Here is a 20,288-nt window from a genome sequence, read left to right as displayed (position 1 = left end):
AGTTGGAGCTTGATTCTTCGGCGTTTGAGCCGGGGTTTGGTGCATTTGTTGGCATAGTGAGAAAATTATAGGGTGCAAGAGCCTATAAACCAACAAAAAAACCCAAAGCAAGCCCTGTGACTGTGCCTGCTTCCAACACCTCACGCAAGCTAGAAATTCGCTTTCCGGAGGAGTTGCCGGTATCGGGTCAACGTCAAATCATCAAGGATGCCTTGAGCTCTCACCAGGTTGTCATTGTCTGTGGTGAGACTGGTTCAGGCAAAACAACCCAATTACCCAAAATCTGTCTAGACCTCGGTAGGGGCACCATTAACGGTGGCCGCCTGATTGGGCATACCCAGCCTCGCCGTATTGCTGCAACAGCCACTGCGAAGCGCATAGCCCAGGAGCTGGGCACTCCAATTGGTCAAGACGTAGGCTATCAAGTACGTTTTGCCGATAAAACTAGTCAAGGCGCCTCCATTAAGTTAATGACGGATGGTATTTTGTTGGCAGAAACCCAGCGTGATCCTCAGCTTCGTGCCTATGACACCCTCATCATTGATGAAGCCCATGAGCGTAGCCTCAATATTGATTTTCTGCTGGGCTATCTTCGCCAGTTACTTCCTAAGCGCCCGGACCTTAAGCTGATCATCACATCGGCCACGATTGACGCTAAGCGTTTTTCCGATCACTTCTCTTTGAATGGCAAGTCTGCACCGGTGATTGAGGTTAGCGGACGACTCTTCCCGGTAGAGCAGCGGTATGAACCTTTAGAGCCTGACGCCAAGCCAGATGGGAAAATGGAATCCAAAGAGGCTAAGGAAATTCCGGATGCAGTCGCAGAGGCGATTGCCAATGTATGGCGAGAAGGTGCCTCAGGCGCTGGCGATGTCCTGGTCTTTTTGCCCGGAGAGCGAGAGATTCGGGATTGTGCTGAAGTCCTTAGAAAAGACCATGTTTTGCAACAACGCTTTCATCCGGAAATTCTGAGTCTTTTTGCTCGGCAATCAGTTGCAGAGCAAGAGCGCGTGTTTAGTCCTGGCAATGGTCGACGCATCATTTTGACAACGAACGTTGCCGAGACCTCATTAACAGTTCCCAATATTCGTTATGTGGTCGATAGTGGCTTGGCCCGTGTAAAGCGTTATTCCTATCGCAATAAAGTAGAGCAGCTCCAAATTGAGCCAATATCTCAGGCAGCTGCCAATCAAAGGGCTGGTCGTTGCGGCCGCGTATCGGACGGTATTTGTATTCGTCTTTATAGCGAGCAAGATTATTTGAGTCGTCCTAAATTTACCGACCCAGAAATTCTGCGCAGCTCACTAGCGGCGGTGTTACTTCGCATGAGTTCTTTGCATTTACCGCGAATTCAAGAGTTCCCATTTATTGATAAGCCTCTAGGTCGTGCGATTGCTGATGGTGTGCAGTTATTAGATGAGTTGGGGGCTATTGTCTATGACGAAAGCGCTAGGGATGTAGACAGGGACATCAATAACAGTTTCAAACTAACCCCTACGGGTAAGCAATTAGCAGATCTTCCCCTGGATCCTCGAATTGGCCGCATGCTCTTAGCAGCTAAAGAGCAAAATGCCTTACGCCAAGTCACCATCATTGCCTCAGCTCTGGCTACTCAAGATCCTCGTGATCGACCCATGGATCAAGCTGCCGCCGCCGATCAGGCACATTTGCAGTTTGCAGATGAACGTTCTGAATTCTTGAGCTTTGTCAAACTTTGGGATTGGCATCAGGATGCACTGAAGCACAAGCACAGCAATCGTCAATTAGAGAATCTGTGCCGTAGTAAGTTTTTATCTCCGAGACGTTTGCGTGAATGGCGTGATGTTCATGGTCAACTCCACACGATGTTGGGTGAAAAAGGTTGGAAAGAAAATCCTTCGCCAGCTACTTATGAGCAAGTTCACCTATCTTTGTTAACAGGCCTTCTAGGTTATGTAGCCAAAAAAGAAGAGGACGAAAAATCTCAAGAGCGTGGCAGTAAGACTGGTAGCTATATTGGTGCGCGTGGTATTCGCCCCTTTATTTGGCCAGGCTCCTCCATTGGTAAAAAAGCGGGAGCTTGGATTTTGGCTGGCGAGCTTCAAGAAACCAATCGCATGTATGCGCGCACGATTGCCAAGATTGAGCCTCAGTGGGTTGAGAAGGTTGCCTCCCACCGCCTGATTAAATCTTTAAGTGAGCCTTTTTGGGATAGTCGTCAAGGTGAAGTAATGGCCTTTGAGCGCGGTACTTTGTATGGCCTACCTATTTATCACGGCCGTCGAGTTCGATATGAGCCATATAACCCTGAAGACGCTCGTTCAATATTCATTACATATGCCTTAGTCCAGGAGGAGCTCTTTGGACGCATGGATACCCCAGCATTGATGCGAGAGACTGAGGCCGATGCTAAAAAAAAATATTCTGGAAGTTTTGAATTCTTCTGGCACAACCGCAGATTGATAAAAGAGATCGAGGCCCTCGAGCACCGCTCAAGACGTCCTGATGTTTTAGTGGATGACGATCTCTTATTTGCTTTTTATGATTCACGTATTCCCAAAGATGTCCTCAGCAGAGAGGGCATGAATGCCTGGCTGAAGAAGGCATCTAGAGATGAGGGCGCCAAACAGGAGACGCCAGATGTTCTCTTACGTTTAGCTAAGGCGGATTTAATGCGCCATGAAGCCGCCGGCATTACAGTGGATCGCTACCCTAAAAAGATGATTGTTGGCGGTACAGAGTTGAGTTTGACTTACCACTTTGAGCCTGGCAGCCCTAAAGATGGCGTCACTCTCGTTGTTCCCTTGACCCTACTAAATCAGGTTGACGGTCGTCGTTGTGAATGGCTAGTTCCGGGCATGTGTGAGGAAAAAATCCATCTGCTAATGAAATCACTTCCCCAAAAGTTACGTCGTCACTGCGTGCCGCTACCAGAGTATGCAAAATCATTTTTAGAGCGCATGCTTTCAGAAAAACAGTTTGGAGTCGGTATCTTTTTAGATAGTCTAATTACGGATATCCGTAAAGAGCGTGGTTTAGAAATCAAGCGCACAGACTTCAGGCCAGAATCTTTGCCCTTGCATTCCTCAATGAATTTTCGCCTAGTGGATGAGCATGGGCGCCAGCTTGAGTTGGAGCGGAACTTATCTCGATTGCGGGCCGAATATGGAGAGACAGCCCGAACTGCATTTCAGGCGATTGCCCAGCAAGCAGTTCAAGAGGAACTTGGTGCTGATGCGCCCGCAAGTTCGCTAAATATTGGCGCGAAAACAAGTCAAAGTTCCAATCCTTCGGCGATAAAAAATGTAGAGCAGGGTAGTTATCGCAACTGGGAATTTGGTGAACTGCCTGAAACACTTGAAATCCAAAAAGGCAATCGCACTCTATTCGGCTATCCCGCATTGGTAGATCGTACCGAGTCATGTGATCTTGAAGTGTTCGATGATTTGCTGGAGGCTCGGAAATATCATTGGCAAGGTCTTCGTAGACTATTTGCCTTATCGAACAAAGACACACTCAAGGCGCTGCAAAAACAACTACCTGGTATTCGGGAGCTTGGTTTACTGTTTATCAATGTGGGTTCGGTAGATGGATTGATTGAACAAACTCTGAATCTTGCCCTAGAGCGGGCATTTATGAATGATCCATTGCCGGTCAATGCGGAGCAATTTGCTGAGCGCTTGCAAGCAGGTAAGCCAAGATTGTCGTTAATTGCACAAGAAATTGCAAAGCATGCCTTAGCCGCTTTACAGGCTTACGCAGATTTGCAAAAGAAGTTGACTCAAGCTAAGGTTGCCTCAGCTGCTGCACATACAGACATTCAAACGCAAGTACAGGGTTTAATTTTCCCGAAATTTGTATCAGATACGCCATATGGGCAGTTGGTGCATTTCCCTCGCTATCTCAAGGCAATTGCAATGCGAATTGATAAGTTACGAGCCAACCCTGGTCGCGATGCTCAGTGCCAAAAAGATTGGGAGTCTGTTGCTAGGCCATGGCAAAAGTTAGTTCAAGGGAGTCGTGGATCCGCGAACTATGCCATGGCGGAGGATCAGGCTTTGACTGATTTCCGTTGGCAGTTGGAGGAGTTGAGAGTGGCTTTATATGCACAAGAATTAAAGACCCCCACGCCAATGTCCCTAAAACGCCTAGAAAAGGTCCTGTCTAGCTTGCGTTAAGTCAATTGATTGTCGTGAGTCAGCCTACGGCAGAGCATCTATTGCTTACAATGTCAGCTATGTACAAAAATATCAATAAAGCCAACTTTGTCACTATTTCAGCTCTCATAGTTTTGGCTTTCTCCGGCTTCCAGAATGCCGTTTTTGCTCAAATTGCTACAGCTTCTGACGCTAAGGCTGAGCCCAAGTTAGCGGTTGTATTGAACTCAGGTGAAGCAACTGTCAGCTTAATTGATATGCCAAGTCGTAAGGTGATTAAGACGGTGCCAGTTGGCAAAGAGCCGCACCACTTGATGATGACTCCCGATCAAAAGACGCTACTCATAGCTAACGCTGCGGGCAATGATGTGGTGCTGATGAATCCCACTACTGGTGAATTAATTGGCAAGATTCCTGACATCATCGATCCATACCAAATTGGCTATTCACCAAACCATAAGTGGTTTGTTTCAAATGGCAATCGTTTGGACAGGGTGGATGTTTATTACGCCCAAGGTGCAGACCTCAAGTTGGCAAAGTCCATCAAATTGGGTAAAACACCAAGTCACGTTGCATTCACTGCAGATAGCAAGATCGCATTCATCACGCTGCAAGATTCCAATGAATTGGCTGCGATTGATTTAGACACACAGACTGTTATTTGGAAAATGATAACGGGTAAAGTGCCCGCTGGCGTTTGGATGACCCCTGGGGACCAATACCTCTTGGTTGGTATTACGGGTGAAGACAATGTTCAAGTCATCGACTGGAAAAATCGTAAAGAAGTGAAGCGAATCTTTACCGGGAAGGGCGCTCACAACTTCCGTCCATTAGGTGATAAAAAGCATGTGTTCGTCAGTAATCGTATTGCTTCAACTATCAGTATGATTAATATGCAGACCCTGGAAAAGACGGGGGATATTACTGGCTTACCGGCGGGTCCAGACGATATGGAAATTACACCTGATGGAAAAACGATGTGGGTTACTTTCCGCTTTTCCAAAAAAGCGGGGGTAATTGATATTCCCTCGATGAAGTTAGTCACCGTGATTCCGGTTGGTAAATCACCACACGGCGTTTTCTTTACCCCACGTTCTGGTTGGGAGTAATTTAATTCGATGTATTTGAATGGCACTCTTGCTCGACTAACAGCGCTAATTCTTTTGGCAACATGCTCTTCGCTTGGATTTTCTCAAGAGAGTCACTGTAAAAAAACCGTATACCTCACCTTTGATACCGGCAACATGTCTGTTGCGCAAATTGTTGCTGACATACTGAATCGTCAAAACATTAAAGCTACTTTTTTCCTGGCGAATGAAAAAACTAGTCGTGGTGATTTTGCTTTAGATGATTCATGGCAATCCTATTGGCAGGATCGTCTTCGTGAAGGCCACCATTTTGGTAGTCACACTTATGACCATCTGTACTTTGTCAAAGATGGCCCCGATGGAGAGATCTTTGCAAAGCCGCAATTTGGGCCAAAGGCTGGGGTTGCAACTCTATATAACGAAGCTAGCTACTGCCGAGAAATTCGAAAGGTGGATGAGCGCTTTAAAGCATTAACGGGTTCTGGGATCCAGAAAATTTGGCGTGCTCCCGGTGGAAAAACATCACCACGTTCGATTCGAATGGGAAGTCAGTGCGGTTATCACCATATTGGCTGGAATCCCGCCGGATTTTTGGGTGATGAGCTCAGCTCGCAAACCCATTCCAATAAGTTGCTTTTGGATAAGGCAAGTAGCCAGCTTCAGGACGGTGACATCACCATGGCTCATTTGGGTATTTGGTCGCGCAAGGACCCCTGGGCTCCGGCAGTTTTAGAGCAACTGATTATTAATCTAAAGAGTCGCGGCTTTTGCTTTGCAACCCTGCCAAAACAAGATAAATAAGTCACAATTGAGGATATGGATTCCAATCCTTTTATAGCCACGATTGCCTCGGCCTACGCCAGCACTCAAGAATTTTTGTTTGTGCACGTGGCCGGGCCGATTTTGTATCAATTCGACCTCATGTCCATGGCGGAAGATGTGTTTGACGGCATTGATTGGTTTTTATTTGGCTGTATTCAGATCATGCTCATTGCGGTCATTCTGCGCACTTGGGAACGACTTTCGCCCGCTGAGACTCAAGAACGTTTTGCCAATAGCTCTAAGGCAGATGTTTTTTACACCTTGTTTCATCGTCTGGGCATTTTTCACGGCTTGATTTTTCTTGCCTTGTCAGGTTTTTTCTTTCAAATTGATTCCGTCCTTCATGACTTTCGTTTCGGCAGACTGAATGTGGAATCATGGTGGCCCCCAGTGACTTCGATTCCTTTGATAAGTTTCTGCATCTACTTCATATTGCTTGATTTTGTGGAGTACTTGTATCACCGCGCTTCACATACATTCAATTGGTGGTGGCAGTTGCATGCCTTGCATCACAGTCAAACCGTGATGACTGCTTGGTCGGATGATCGCAACCATATTCTGGATAGCATCCTGCATGCGGTAGTTTTTGCTTTCTTTGCACTGTTGTTTGGTGTATCCCCAAGTCAATTTATTTTGCTAGCAGTCTTGAGTCAATTTATTCAGAGTTGGCAACATGCCAATCTTAAAATTCATCTTGGCGCATTCAAGTATCTCTTGGTTTCTCCGATGTACCACCGCATGCATCATGCGGTAGGGTATGGCCATGAAGCCAATGGTAAGCCAGGTGTTTTGGGTGGTTGTAATTTTGGCGTCTTATTTCCATGGTGGGACATGATGTTCAATACTGCAATTTTTCCAAAGGACGTGCATCCCACCGGTGTGAGAGATTTGGCTATTTCGCCCAATATATTGCAACAGCAGTGGCAGGGTTTGATGCATTCAGTGCGTGAAATTTTTCCCAGAGCAAAATAAAACCAGCAGTTCATTTGGCGGTATTGGAAATCTATGGATAGCATGCAGCAAGTATTCAAGTCTTTCGGCTTGGCTTTGGTTGGAACAATGCATCCGAGAATGCTGTGGTTGAGCCTGCGCCCATTCTTGATCGTATCGATTTTATGGGGCGGCTTAATTTGGTTGACTTGGACGCCGGCCCTGGAAATGCTCAGCATTTTTTTAACAACATCTATCTTTACGAGTTGGATTCAGGATGGTCTGATTTGGGCTGGTTTTGAAAATGCCCGAGCCTGGATTGCGCCACTCTTTTTTGTAATGCTCTTGATCCCGTTGATCTCGATCAGTCTGTTGGTATTCATCGCCTTTACAACCGTGCCAACTATCGTTAGCGTGGTATCACGTCAGCACGCCTACAAAGATCTTGAGCGAAAGAAGGGAGGTGGTTTGTTTGGTAGTTTTGTATACACCATCTGGTCTGCTTTGATCTGTTTGGCTTTAGTGATGCTAACTTTACCGGTATGGTGGATTCCGCCACTAGTTGCAGTCTTACCGCCATTGCTTTGGGGTTGGCTGACGATGCGATTGATGTCTTATGATGTGCTCGCGCAACATGCTACTGCAGAGGAACGTGATACCTTGTTGCACCAGCATCGCTGGCCTCTCTTGGCAATGGGAATTGTTTCGGGAATGCTCGGCGCTGTACCCACTTTTTTCTGGGCAACATCAGCATTGGCTTTGGTGTTGTTCCCCATTGTGAGTTTTGTTGCTCTGTGGATTTACTCTTTAATCTTTGTATTTGCTGCGCTGTGGTTCGCGCACTATTTACTTGAGGCATTAAAAGAGATGCGCAGAAACGAGTTAGATCAATCTTTAAATATAGAAGCACGTGTAATTGATATGGAGCTACCGTACCATGGTTGAGGCGTCAAAACAGGTCAGCATTGATGTGCCTGAGGTCAAAGCCCGTCGCTTTGGATTGATTGTGATTGGCGATGAAATTCTGTCGGGTCGCCGTCAAGATAAGCACTTGAGCAAATTGATTGAGCTCTTGAATGAGCGTGGCTTGAGTCTGTCTTGGGCCAAATATGTTGCAGATGATCCTGATCAAATTACAGCCACCTTAAAAGATAGTTTTGCTAGTGGCGATGTGGTTTTCAGTACTGGCGGCATTGGCGCCACTCCTGACGATCACACACGACATTGCGCTGCCTTGGCTCTTGGCACTAAAACTGAGTTACATCCGACTGCGCAAGAATTAATTGCTGGGCGCATTCAGACGATGGCTGAAGGGGATCTTGCTAAAGCCGATTTAAGTACTCCTGAAAACCAACATCGTTTCAAAATGGGCGAGTTCCCGATTGGTAGCGACATCATTCCCAATCCCTATAACCAGATCCCTGGCTTTTCTATTCGAGAGCATTACTTTGTCCCAGGTTTTCCAGTCATGGCCGCTCCGATGATGGCCTGGTGTCTTGATAACTATTATCAAAACTTATTTCATCGCGAAAACTCGGCTGAGCAGAGTTTTATTGTTCCCAAAGGAATTGAATCAACCCTAACTCCGTTAATGGAGCGTATTGAGTCGGATTTCCCTGGGGTAAAGGTATTTAGCCTCCCATCTGTTGGTGATCCCTCCAGGGGCGGTGTTTATGCTGAACGTCATATTGAGCTGGGCATTAAAGGTAATGCAAATCTGCTGGAAAGTGCTTGGTTTGCTTTACGAACCGGCACTGAGGCTTTGGGTTATGTGATTCACGATATTTCAAAATCTAAGTAGGCACTACTTTGGTGCAAATATAGTATTTTTTAGGGTTTTGAGAGGAATTTCAGCACTTAATTAGTGCAATAATAACTGTTCCCGTTTGTTTGCTTCAGTAAATTAGATACATCCCAAGGGCATATTTGATGCCTGGAATGAACAAGGGTGTACACCTTAAGTTTGTATTCCGAATTTAGTTAATAGAGGAGATTTGAATGACGAAGACCGTCGCTGATGTGATGAAGTTGGTTAAAGAGAAGGAATGTACTTTCGTTGATTTCCGCTTTGTAGATACAAAGGGTAAAGAGCAACACACAACAGTACCTATTTCCCATTTTGACGAAGACAAGTTTGAGAGCGGTCATGCGTTTGATGGTTCATCTATTGCTGGTTGGAAAGGTATTGAAGCCTCTGACATGTTGTTGATGCCAGATCCAACAGCTTGCTATATCGACCCATTCTATGAAGAGCCTACATTGGTGATCACATGTGATGTGATTGAGCCTTCAGATGGTAAAGGTTACGACCGTGATCCACGTTCTATTGCTAAGCGTGCTGAGTCTTATTTGAAAAGCACTGGCTTGGGCGATGCGGCTTACTTTGGCCCAGAACCAGAATTCTTTATTTTTGATGGCGTCCGTTGGGGTGCTGACATGCAGGGTTGTTTCGTTAAGGTGGATTCTGAAGAGGCTCCATGGTCTTCAGCTGCTGAGATCGAAGGTGGTAACACTGGTCACCGTCCAGGTAAAAAAGGCGGCTACTTCCCAGTTGCTCCAGTAGATACATTCCAAGACATGCGTTCTGAGATGTGTTTGATCCTCGAATCTTTAGGTATTCCTGTCGAAGTTCATCACCATGAAGTTGCTGGTCAAGGCCAAAACGAATTAGGTACCAAGTTCAGCACATTGGTAGAGCGCGCTGACTGGACTATCTGGCAGAAGTATGTCATTCAAAACGTTGCTCACGCATACGGTAAGACAGCAACCTTCATGCCTAAGCCTATCGTTGGGGACAACGGTTCTGGTATGCACGTTCACCAATCCATTTGGAAGAATGGCGAGAACTTGTTTGCTGGCAACGGTTATGCAGGTTTGTCAGAGTTCGCATTGTTCTACATCGGCGGTATCATCAAGCACGCTAAAGCATTGAATGCGATTACTAACCCAGGTACAAACTCATACAAGCGTTTGGTTCCAGGCTTTGAAGCTCCAGTGAAGTTGGCTTACTCAGCGCGTAACCGTTCTGCTTCGATTCGTATTCCACACGTTTCAAGCCCTAAAGGCCGTCGTATTGAGACTCGCTTCCCTGATCCATTGGCTAACCCATACCTCTGCTTCTCAGCATTGATGATGGCAGGTTTAGACGGTGTTCAGAATAAGATTCATCCAGGCGAAGCTGCTGACAAGAACTTGTATGACTTGCCACCAGAAGAAGATGCAAAGATCCCAACCGTTTGTGCAAGCTTGGAAGAAGCATTAGAAGCCTTGAACAAAGACCGTGAGTTCTTGACTCGTGGTGGTGTCTTTACAGACTCTATGATCGACGCATATATCGCTTTGAAGATGGAAGATGTCACACGTTTCCGAATGACAACCCATCCGATCGAATTCGATATGTACTACTCCCTGTAAGCGAAGGAGTAATGTTGAGCGCAGGTCTGTTGCGCAATTCGTTCAAAGGGGCAGCTTCGGCTGCTCCTTTTTTTCCGACATTGCTTGATCAGTTGCCCAATGCCATCGTGGTATTTGAGGCCGAGAACCAACAATTGGTTTACGTGAATCCCGCTGCAGAGTCTGCGTTGGATCTATCGCGAAAATCTCTTGAAGGTCAGTCTGTGCATAACCTGTTCGGGGATAACACCTCAATTAAGCGCATGATTGAAGAGGTGAAAGCGGGGCACTTTTCTGCTCAACGTCAAGAGCTGGTCTTACATTCCTTGCCTGGAAGCATTCATCAAGAGTCGATTCCTGCGCATGTGGTCGTGGCCAGTCTTGAGGATCCCACGCTGATCATGATGGAGTGGTTTCCAATTGATCAGCAGTTGCGTAGTGAGCGCGATGAGCGCGTAACTCAACAAGTTGAAGCAAACAAGCAGTTAATGCGTAACTTAGCGCATGAAATTAAAAATCCTTTAGGTGGTATTCGAGGTGCAGCTCAATTGCTAGAGTTTGAGCTTCCAGAAAAAGGTTTGCGTGAATACACTCAGGTCATTATTAAAGAATCAGATCGTCTACAAAACTTAGTCGACAGATTATTAGCGCCGCACCGCAAGGCTCACGCAATGGAATCATTTAACGTCCATGAAGCCTTAGAGCGTGTACGTAGTCTGGTGTTGGCAGAGTTTCCAAAAGGTTTACGCATTATCCGTAACTATGACACCAGCCTTCCTGAGGTGCTGGGTGATCGCGAGCAGTTGATCCAGGCTGTTCTCAACATTGCCCACAATGCTGCTCAAGCGCTCTCCGAAGAAATGCAGCAAGGTATTGCTCAAATTGAATTTAAGACAAGGGTGGCTCGCTCAGTCACCATTTCTAAGCAACGCTACAAGATGGCAATGGATCTACACGTTATCGATAACGGGCCCGGCATTCCAGAGGATATCCGCGAGCGTATTTTCTTCCCATTGGTTTCCGGCAGGGATGGTGGTAGCGGTCTTGGCCTCACCTTGGCCCAAACGTTTGTGCAACAGCATCAAGGCTTTATTGCATGTGACAGCCGTCCTGGACGGACTGATTTCCATATTCAAATTCCTTATCGTAGGCAGGAGAAAGCATTATGAAACCCGTATGGATCGTAGACGATGATCAATCTATTCGTTGGGTATTAGAAAAAGCGCTTACTCGCGAGAATATTCCCCATAAGAGTTTCTCTAACCCCAATGACGTGCTCAATGCACTAGATAAGGAAGCTCCGCAAGTATTGATTTCGGATATTCGTATGCCGCGTGGCAATGGTTTAGATCTGCTGCAGAATGTAAAAGAGACGCATCCGACGCTTCCCGTCATCATCATGACTGCTTACTCAGATTTGGATTCAGCGGTATCGTCTTTTCAGGGTGGTGCATTTGAATACCTCACCAAGCCATTTGATATTGATAAGGCGGTTGAATTAATTCGCCGCGCCATGGAGCAAAGCGAGCGTAATCAATCTGGCAACAAAGAAATGAATGGCTGGAGACAAGACTCGACAGAAATCATTGGTCAAGCTCCTGCAATGCAAGAAGTCTTTCGGGCTATTGGCCGCTTGGCTCAGTCCCACTCAACAGTCCTGATTACTGGCGAATCTGGAACCGGTAAAGAGTTGGTTGCACAAGCTTTGCATAAGCACAGCCCACGTGCCAAGGGTCCATTCGTTGCCTTTAGTACTGCAGCAGTACCCAAGGATTTATTGGAGTCTGAATTATTCGGTCACGAGCGTGGTGCTTTCCCCGGAGCTTTGACATTACGTCGCGGTCGCTTTGAGCAGGCTGATGGCGGTACTTTATTCTTAGATGAAATTGGCGATATTCCTTTTGATCTGCAAACCAGATTGTTGCGTGCATTAACGGATGGTCATTTCTATCGAGTTGGCGGACAGGATCCCATCAAAGCAAATGTGCGCATCATTGCTTCCACGCATCAAAATTTGGAGGCCCGAGTTGCAGCCGGTGCTTTCCGTGAAGATTTATTACATCGCCTTAATGTCATTCGCTTGAGGATGCCAGCATTGCGTGAGCGCGCGGAAGATATTCCGGTGCTGGCACGCCATTTCATGTTGACCTGCGCCAAGTCCTTGGGGGTCGAAGCTAAAAAACTTTCTGATGATGTTTTAAAGGAAATTAGCGGCATGCCTTTTCCTGGTAACGTGCGTCAACTAGAAAATCTATGTCACTGGTTAACGGTGATGACGCCATCCAATTTGATCGGATCAGGCGATTTGCCTACAGATCTTTTGGCGGAAGCCGGTGAGCAACCAGTTTTATTGCAGGGTGAATCGAATCCTTCAGCTCAAGTAGCGATTAAGGTTAGTTCAGCGGATTGGGAGGGTGGCTTAGGTCGCCTAGCGGTCAAAATGCTGCAAGATGGTGATTCAGAGGTATACGACGTTCTGTGCTCTAAATTTGAGAAAGCAGTTCTCCAAGCAGCACTAGAAGTTACCCGTGGAAGACGTGTTGAAGCAGCTCAGCGCCTAGGAATTGGTCGCAACACGATCACTCGTAAATTGCAGGAGCTTGGTATTGATGGCTGACTCAGTCAGAATTTCCGCCTGGAATGTGAACTCCCTTAAGGTGCGTTTGCCTCAAGTTTTGAAGTGGTTGCAGGATCAAGAGAAGGCGAAAAATCCTATTGATGCACTTTGTCTGCAGGAGTTGAAGCTCACTGACGATAAATATCCTCACCAAGAATTGGAAGAGGCCGGATACCTCAGCATTGCTGCTGGCCAAAAGACATATAACGGCGTTGCTATCATCGTTCGCAAAGCTGCCTTGGCATCCATCGCTACGGATCATGAAACCACTTTTCTAAAGCCTGTTAGAAATATTCCAGGTAGTGCGGATGAGCAGCAACGTGTCTTAGCTGCCACCTTATGTTTTAAGGGAATGCAGCCGATGCGTCTTGTCTCGGCATACTTCCCTAATGGTCAGTCTCCCGATAGTGATAAGTTTGTTTATAAGTTAGGCTGGCTGAAGGCGCTAGAAGATTGGTTAAAAGAGGAGTTAACTCAAAATACTCGTTTGGCTCTCTTGGGTGATTTCAATATCGCGCCTACCGATGTTGATGTGCATGACCCTTCCAAGTGGGTTGGTCAAAACCTAGTTTCGCCACCAGAACGAGAGGCGTTTCAAAAACTCCTCAATTTAGGTTTAACAGATTCATTCAGAATGTTTGAGCAGGCGCCAAAATCATTTAGTTGGTGGGATTACCGCATGATGGGTTTCAGAAGAAATGCCGGTATGCGGATTGATCACATCCTTTTAAGTGACGACCTAAAAGAGAAATGTAGCTCAAGCATCATCGATAAAGAGCCCCGCACTTGGGAGCAGCCTTCGGATCACGCTCCAGTCGTTGCAGAAATTAAAGCTTAGACGTTTACTGAGAGGCTAAACCGCCATGACGAAGCAGGGCATCAATGCTTGGCTCTCTTCCTCTAAAGGCCTTAAAGGATTCGGCAGCAGGACGACTGCCTCCCACCTCCAAAATCTCTTTGCGATAACGAGCGCCTGTTTGTTCATCGAGGACGCTTCCAGTAAGCTTGGCTACCTCCTCAAATGCAGAGTAGACATCTGCAGACAGTACCTCAGCCCATTTATAGCTGTAATAACCAGCAGCATATCCACCGGCAAAGATGTGGCTAAAGGTATTAATCCAGCGGGAAATGGACGCTTGCGGGATCACATTGAATTGATCTGCAATACTTCTTGATAGATCAAGGACTGCCTGTCCTTTTGCGTTTTCTGGATCAAAGCTAGCATGCAGACGCCAATCGGTTAGTGACATTACAACCTGACGCAGTGTCATATAGCCATTTTGGAAATTCTTAGCAGCAAGGATTTTTTCGTATAACTGGCGGGGCAGTGGTTCACCTGTCTGGGCATGAGCAGTCATTTTTTCCAAGACCTCCCATTCCCAACAGAAATTTTCCATGAACTGACTTGGCAGCTCCACTGCATCCCATTCAACGCCATTAATTCCGGAGACACCTAAGGCGTTGACTTGCGTTAATAAGTGGTGCAAACCATGACCACTCTCGTGGAAGAGGGTAATGACATCATCGTGAGTAATGGTTGGTTGGCGCAATACGCCATTTACCTTTACGGGTGCGGCAAAGTTGCAGATTAAATACGCCACCGGTATCTGAATTTCTCCATTAGGCAATTCTCGGCGCCCACGAGCATCATCCATCCAGGCGCCACCACGCTTGCCTGATCTGGCGTAAGGATCCAGGTAAAAATAAGCCACTAAATTGCCTGCGGAATTCTTGATGCCGAAGGACTGTACATCCACATGCCAAGTTGGTAGATTAGCTTTTTCAATCTTGACGCCAAACAAAGTTTGAATGACTCCAAATAATCCCTCTAAAACCTTAGGTAGGGGGAAGTACTGCTTGAGCTCATTTTCAGAAAATGCATAGCGTGCTTGCTTCAATCTCTCCGAAGCAAAGGCGATGTCCCACGGTTCTAATCCATCGGCAATAAAAAGTTCAGATTTTGCAAATTCAGAAAGTTCTTGCCAGTCTTTCAAGGCAAATGGTTTTGCCTTCTGTGCAAAGTTAGTGAGGAAGGTATCCACTTCCTCAACACTACTAGCCATTTTTGGGGCCAAACTCAGAGCAGCATAATTCTTGAAGCCCAACATGCGCGCTTCTTCATTCCGGAGCCTGAGTTGCTCGAGCATGTTTTGCGTATTGTCCCAATTGAGGTTCCCATGGGCATATTGCGGGGATAATTCGGAAGCTCGAGTTACGTAGGCCTCATACATGAGGCGACGCAGAGACCGGTTCTCGGAGTACTGCATGACTGGATAGTAGGATGGAAAGTGTAGCGAGAATGCCCAGCCTTGAAGTTCTTTCTGCTCAGCAAGATCAGCCGCTGCAGCAATTGCATCTTCTGGCAGTCCAGCCAGCTGCGACTTATCAGCAATAAGATGCACAAAGCTATCTGTTGCATCTAAAACGTGATCAGAAAATGCTTTGCCTAATAAAGCTTGTTCATCTTGAATCTGTGAGAAGCGGGGCTTTTGTGAGTCTGAGAGCTCTGCGCCACCCAGACGGAAATCTCTTAAGGAGTTTTCAATTACTTTTTTCTGTGCAGGGTTTAGTTTTGAGAAGTCAGCGCTTTGACTAAGCTCCTTAAACTTTTGATATAGCGCCAAGTTTTGCCCTAGGCTTGAAAAGAATGCAGTAACCTTTGGCATCATCTCGCCATAGGCTGCCCTAAGCTCTGGAGTATCTGCAACGCTGTTAAGGTGCGATACGACTCCCCAGGACCTACTCAAAGACTCTGTGGCATCTTCGAGGGGCTCTACCAAATCATTCCAGTTACCTGGAGTGCTTTGATCTACCGCATGATTGACTGCGTACTCAGCTCGCCCCAATAGAAAGTCTATCGCTGGCGCAATGTCCGAAGGCTTTACCTCGGAGTAGGCACAAATGCCTCTTCCGACTGAAATTAGTGGGTTTTTTTGGAGCTCAGCAGAGGGCTGTAAAAGTGTTGATTTAGTCATCCCTATAGCTTAATGGACGACGCAAACTTTTGCTAATCAGGCGCTAGTTAGACGGCTTAGCTGCTTTTTCTGCTGCTTCCAGGGTATTCATCAGAAGCATGGTAATGGTCATGGGGCCGACACCACCTGGCACAGGCGTAATCCAGCCAGCAACATATTGAGCGGCATCAAAATCAACGTCGCCACAGAGCTTTCCATCGGGCATTCGATTAATGCCAACGTCAATGACAGCGGCTCCATTTTTTACCATGTCACCAGTAATCATTTTAGGTTTGCCGGTTGCAACAACCAAAATATCAGCATCCTTGGTGTGATGCGCCAAGTCGCGAGTCTTGCTATTGCAGATAGTGACTGTTGCACCTGCTTGTAGCAAAAGCATGGCCATAGGCTTACCCACAATATTAGAAGCGCCTACGATCACCGCACGTGCGCCACGGATGGGATATTCAATACTCTCTAAGATCTTCATGCAGCCATATGGCGTGCAAGGCTTGAATTCAGGCTGACCCACCATTAACGCACCAGCATTGGCTACGTGAAAGCCATCCACATCTTTTTCTGGGGCAATCGCTTCTAGTACGCGCTCAGCCGCAATATGCTCGGGAAGGGGGAGTTGAACCAAAATTCCGTGAATAGCAGGATCGGCATTTAATGTCGCAATACGCGCAAGTAATTCTTCTTCGCCTAATTCGGCAGAGTAGCGCTCCAATACAGAATGAAAGCCGACATCCTCGCAAGCCTTCACTTTATTTCTAACATAAACCTGGCTAGCAGGATTTTCTCCAACTACGATGACAGCTAGGCCAGGCCTTACGCCCCTAGCGGTAACTATTGCTCCGCGTGCTGCAATTTCAGTACGTAATTTTTTGGATAGGGCGACGCCATCGAGTAACTGTGCAGGCATAGGGATTAATTTGGTTGTGGATCTGAGAGGGCTAAGCGGAGGAGGTCTGCAACGGTATTTACGTTGAGCTTTTCCATTATGTTGGCACGATGTGCTTCGACCGTTTTAATGGAGATGCCAAGATCATCCGCAATTTGTTTATTTAAGCGACCGGCAACAATGCGCTCTAGCACTTGGCGCTCACGACCAGTTAACTTGCTTAAGAGACTCTGGGTAATTTTGCGGTGGCTTGCTTGTGAGTAATCAACACGTGCTTTAGCAAGCATGCGGTCAACTAGACCGCAGAGATCATTTTCTTTGAAGGGCTTTTCAATGAAGTCCACTGCACCGCGCTTCATGGTGGAGACTGCCATTGAGACATCACCATGACCAGTAATAAAAGCAACTGGCATTGGCAGGTTTTCACTAATCAAACGCTCTTGTAATTCAAGACCTGACATGCCCGACATGCGGACATCTAAGATTGCGCAGGAGATAGTTGACTTATCCGTGCTCTGGAGTGACTGCAAGAAACGCTCAGCACTTGCATGACAGCGCACAACATAGCCATTGCTTTCTAGGAGCCAGGTAAGTGAGTCGCGTACCGCCTCATCGTCATCTACAACGTAAACCACTTCAGTTTGATTGGGTTTGGTGGCAGCACTGATATTCATATTAGCTTTCGCAGATCAATCTTAAAAAAATACATAAATTAACTGTTGGCCATAGAGCCTGCTAGCTCTAGGGGTAATAGTATTGTAAAGGTGCAGCCCGCCAGCTTAGTCTGTTCTGCATCCATCTGATTTTTTGCAAAAAGGCGGCCCTGATGGGACTCTATAACGGATCGGCAAATATTCAATCCCATGCCCATACCGTCGTTTTTAGTGCTAAAAAAGGGCTCAAACATGCGTTCAATGACGGATTGGGCGATTCCGGCACCTGCATCTGTTACTTGGATACGCAGCATGGCGGGAAAGGTGCTGGTATCCAGGTCAGCCGAAATCTGCACTGGTGGAGCCGACCAGCGCGAAGAAAGAGGGTAAACCTCTCTCAAGCTATCCAGGGAGTTTTTCAGGAGGTTAACCAATACCTGGAGAATCAAGACCGGATCAACGTCAATCATTGGCAGATTGCTGGCAATCTCAGTGGCGATATTTAATCGGTGGCGATGCGCTTCAATTTCCACCAATCCAACTGCATCATTAATAATTTCACTAATATCGCAAGTTTTACGTTGTGGCTCACTGCGCTTCACAAAACCTTTGATACGCTGAATGATTGTTCCGGCCCTATGCGCTTGATCAGATGCTTTCTCTAGTGCTGGAAGAATATCTTTTTGCACTACTGGATCTAGGTGATCCTGTAAACGCTTGGCCACACCCATGCAATAGTTAGAAATGGCTGCAAGTGGTTGGTTTAATTCGTGGGCTAAAGAAGAGGCCATTTCACCCATGGTGGTTAAACGACTAGTGAATTGCATGCGCTCTTCTTGTTGGCGCGCTAAATCATCCGCCTCAATACGAATCGTAATGTCGGTTGCAATGAGCAATTGTGCTAAGTGACCATCTACCCATGGAACAAAACGTCTTCGGACTTCATACCATCTTAAGGTTCCAGTGGCTTCATCTAATAGTTGAATTTCTTCAGACTCATTTTCTTGATACAAAGAAGATGGGGAGATGCCCTCGGTGATGGCATCTCCAGAATCCTCAATCAAGGCTTGCATCGCATTCCGATTGATATCACTGTCAGCTAGATCAAAATGGCCTTTGGCAGTGTTTCCAAAACGTTCCCGATAAAAGCGATTCGCAAACAACAACTCACCGGTTTCATTGGATACTACGGAAACTGCAGCATCAAGACCTTCTAAAACTGTAACGAAGCGCTCTTGTGAAGCAGCTAATTCTTCGCGAATTTTCTTCGGCTCAGAAATATCAATTAAGGAAGTGACCCAGCCAGTTTGAGCACCTTTTTCATTAATTAATGGAGAAATAAAGGTACGAGTCTGAATGATGGATCCGTTGCGGTGAAGGATCGAGCCCTCTATGCCAATTTTCTTTTCCTGGCTTAAGGCAAGCTTGAGGGCTTTATTCATCTTTTCCGTCAACTCACTCTTTTGACCCTCGGGCCAAAAAGCAAAAGGCGGACTCATCCCAATTAACTCCTCTGCTGACCAACCAGTCATTTCACAAAAGGCGGGATTGACGTAGGTGATTACTCTATTCATGTCATGCGCACGAATTCCTACTGGGGTGGAGTTTTCCATAGCGCTACGAAAACTCGTTTCGGCACGAAGATTTGCTTCGGCCTCTTGTCTGACCTGCATTTGCTTGAGTACTGACCACAAGCTCCAAATTACGAATGCACTTAAACCCAATACCACGCCAATCAACATTCTAAAAGTCAAGTTTGTTGCTGGCGGGTAGGTGTCAATGCGCAGACTTATATTGGGACTGAGAACGCCAATATCCAAACTAGTTTGATTGCTAAATGCGCGCTTTGGTGTATTTTTATCGGATGAGATTGCTAAGACCTTATCTTCATCAGCAATTAAAGTAAATCGATATTGGCCCTTGAGCTCACCAGGGATCATTTCAAGCATGCCCTGTGTTGTGTAGAGCACAGCCACCATGCCTTTGATTTCAATGCCAGAAATTTGAGGTACTGCTTGCCAAAACACATTTCGAATTTCTTTTGATAGTACCTCATCACTTGGAACTTCAATAGTAATGAACTGGCTGAAGGCCGGTCTATTTGTTGCAGCACTCAGTTCTAATGTTTTCTTCAGTGCCTGATTTATCACGACTGCATTATTTGCTTTATTAAACCAGTCCGTTTTTAAGTTATCCGGTGGAATTTTCCAAAGACGTTGATCTGATTCATTAATCCAAACAATTTGCGCTATTTCATGATTGCTTTGCAGTAGATTTTCTGCCTGAATAATCACGTTTTCTTTCAACTTTGTTGAATCTCCGGCACTGACATAATCACGCCCAATGGATTGCAATACATCAGTATTGTTTGCAAAACGCAATTGAATGCGTTGCTTTGCAAAAGAGAGTTCTCTAAATAGTGCGGCTTCTTGCTGACTCATTTCATGCAGTTGTAGGGTGCCCATAATGACCCCCATCACAACAGTAAAGAGCACAATGGCTATTAATGGCGTGTAGACAAGCTTAAATCCCCGTATACGACGTAGCCATTTCACAGGCTTTAGCTGCCAGATTGAAAATGCGATTTTTTTCATGTAATTTACTTATTTTGCCCTATTGATAGGTCTTCTTTGCCTATTTAGCGCTTTAAGCTGCTTGAGTGCGCTGCAATAAAATACCACATAGTGAGAAATACTATCATTATGTGGAAAATTGCTTGTTTACACCCATAGACCTTCCTAGAATATTGCCTATAAAGTGAATGAATAAGACCGATGTGACTAATGGAGGC

General features: G+C 46.2%; 14 protein-coding genes. 10 read left to right on the top strand and 4 right to left on the bottom strand.

The window, feature by feature from the left end:
* Window positions 1-122: 122 nt before the first annotated feature.
* The 10 genes from hrpA (at window position 123) to xth (ending at window position 13,824) form a co-directional block, all read left to right on the top strand.
* On the top strand, window positions 123-4,157 hold the full coding sequence (gene hrpA / locus B7Y67_RS01175) for an ATP-dependent RNA helicase HrpA (protein ID WP_293596937.1): 4,035 nt from the start codon (window positions 123-125) through the stop codon (window positions 4,155-4,157).
* A 50-nt stretch (window positions 4,158-4,207) separates the two neighbouring features.
* On the top strand, window positions 4,208-5,245 hold the full coding sequence (locus B7Y67_RS01170; protein WP_293596934.1) for a cytochrome D1 domain-containing protein: 1,038 nt from the start codon (window positions 4,208-4,210) through the stop codon (window positions 5,243-5,245).
* A gap of 9 nt (window positions 5,246-5,254) precedes the next feature.
* Window positions 5,255-6,025 (top strand): polysaccharide deacetylase family protein, encoded by a 771-nt coding sequence (locus tag B7Y67_RS01165; protein ID WP_293596933.1) that lies wholly within the window; start codon window positions 5,255-5,257, stop codon window positions 6,023-6,025.
* Window positions 6,026-6,040: 15 nt separating this feature from the next.
* On the top strand, window positions 6,041-7,018 hold the full coding sequence (locus B7Y67_RS01160; protein ID WP_293596932.1) for a sterol desaturase family protein: 978 nt from the start codon (window positions 6,041-6,043) through the stop codon (window positions 7,016-7,018).
* Between the two features lie 42 nt (window positions 7,019-7,060).
* The gene (locus tag B7Y67_RS01155; protein ID WP_293596931.1) at window positions 7,061-7,921 is read left to right on the top strand and encodes an EI24 domain-containing protein; all 861 of its coding nucleotides are present in this window, start codon (window positions 7,061-7,063) and stop codon (window positions 7,919-7,921) included.
* Window positions 7,914-8,777, top strand: a complete 864-nt coding sequence (locus B7Y67_RS01150; RefSeq protein ID WP_293596936.1) for a molybdopterin-binding protein — start codon at window positions 7,914-7,916, stop codon at window positions 8,775-8,777. The genes B7Y67_RS01155 and B7Y67_RS01150 overlap by 8 nt, the downstream gene beginning before the upstream one ends.
* A 197-nt stretch (window positions 8,778-8,974) precedes the next feature.
* The gene (gene glnA / locus B7Y67_RS01145; RefSeq protein ID WP_293596930.1) at window positions 8,975-10,390 is read left to right on the top strand and encodes a type I glutamate--ammonia ligase; all 1,416 of its coding nucleotides are present in this window, start codon (window positions 8,975-8,977) and stop codon (window positions 10,388-10,390) included.
* A gap of 11 nt (window positions 10,391-10,401) precedes the next feature.
* A complete protein-coding gene (gene glnL / locus B7Y67_RS01140) occupies window positions 10,402-11,538 on the top strand; it encodes a nitrogen regulation protein NR(II) (RefSeq protein WP_293596929.1) in 1,137 nt (378 codons plus the stop codon).
* Window positions 11,535-12,986, top strand: a complete 1,452-nt coding sequence (gene ntrC / locus B7Y67_RS01135; protein ID WP_293596928.1) for a nitrogen regulation protein NR(I) — start codon at window positions 11,535-11,537, stop codon at window positions 12,984-12,986. The genes glnL and ntrC overlap by 4 nt, the downstream gene beginning before the upstream one ends.
* Window positions 12,979-13,824, top strand: coding sequence for an exodeoxyribonuclease III (gene xth / locus B7Y67_RS01130; RefSeq protein WP_293596927.1), 846 nt, complete (start codon window positions 12,979-12,981; stop codon window positions 13,822-13,824). Before ntrC ends, xth begins: the two co-directional genes overlap by 8 nt.
* A gap of 4 nt (window positions 13,825-13,828) precedes the next feature.
* On the opposite strand, the gene B7Y67_RS01125 is transcribed toward xth, so the two are convergent.
* Genes B7Y67_RS01125 through B7Y67_RS01110 form a run of 4 tightly spaced genes read right to left on the bottom strand, consistent with a single transcriptional unit; the run spans window position 13,829 to window position 20,091 of the window.
* Complete coding sequence (locus tag B7Y67_RS01125) at window positions 13,829-15,961, bottom strand: M3 family metallopeptidase (protein ID WP_293596926.1); 2,133 nt, start codon at window positions 15,959-15,961, stop codon at window positions 13,829-13,831.
* Between the two features lie 43 nt (window positions 15,962-16,004).
* Window positions 16,005-16,865, bottom strand: a complete 861-nt coding sequence (gene folD / locus B7Y67_RS01120; RefSeq protein WP_293596925.1) for a bifunctional methylenetetrahydrofolate dehydrogenase/methenyltetrahydrofolate cyclohydrolase FolD — start codon at window positions 16,863-16,865, stop codon at window positions 16,005-16,007.
* A gap of 5 nt (window positions 16,866-16,870) precedes the next feature.
* On the bottom strand, window positions 16,871-17,518 hold the full coding sequence (locus B7Y67_RS01115; RefSeq protein ID WP_293596924.1) for a response regulator: 648 nt from the start codon (window positions 17,516-17,518) through the stop codon (window positions 16,871-16,873).
* 38 nt (window positions 17,519-17,556) lie between these two features.
* The gene (locus B7Y67_RS01110; protein WP_293596923.1) at window positions 17,557-20,091 is read right to left on the bottom strand and encodes a PAS domain-containing sensor histidine kinase; all 2,535 of its coding nucleotides are present in this window, start codon (window positions 20,089-20,091) and stop codon (window positions 17,557-17,559) included.
* Between the last annotated feature and the right edge of the window lie 197 nt (window positions 20,092-20,288).

It is taken from the genome of Polynucleobacter sp. 35-46-11 (assembly GCF_002281105.1).
Note: the sequence above shows the minus strand (reverse complement) of the source record. Positions and strands in the feature narration are given on the sequence as shown.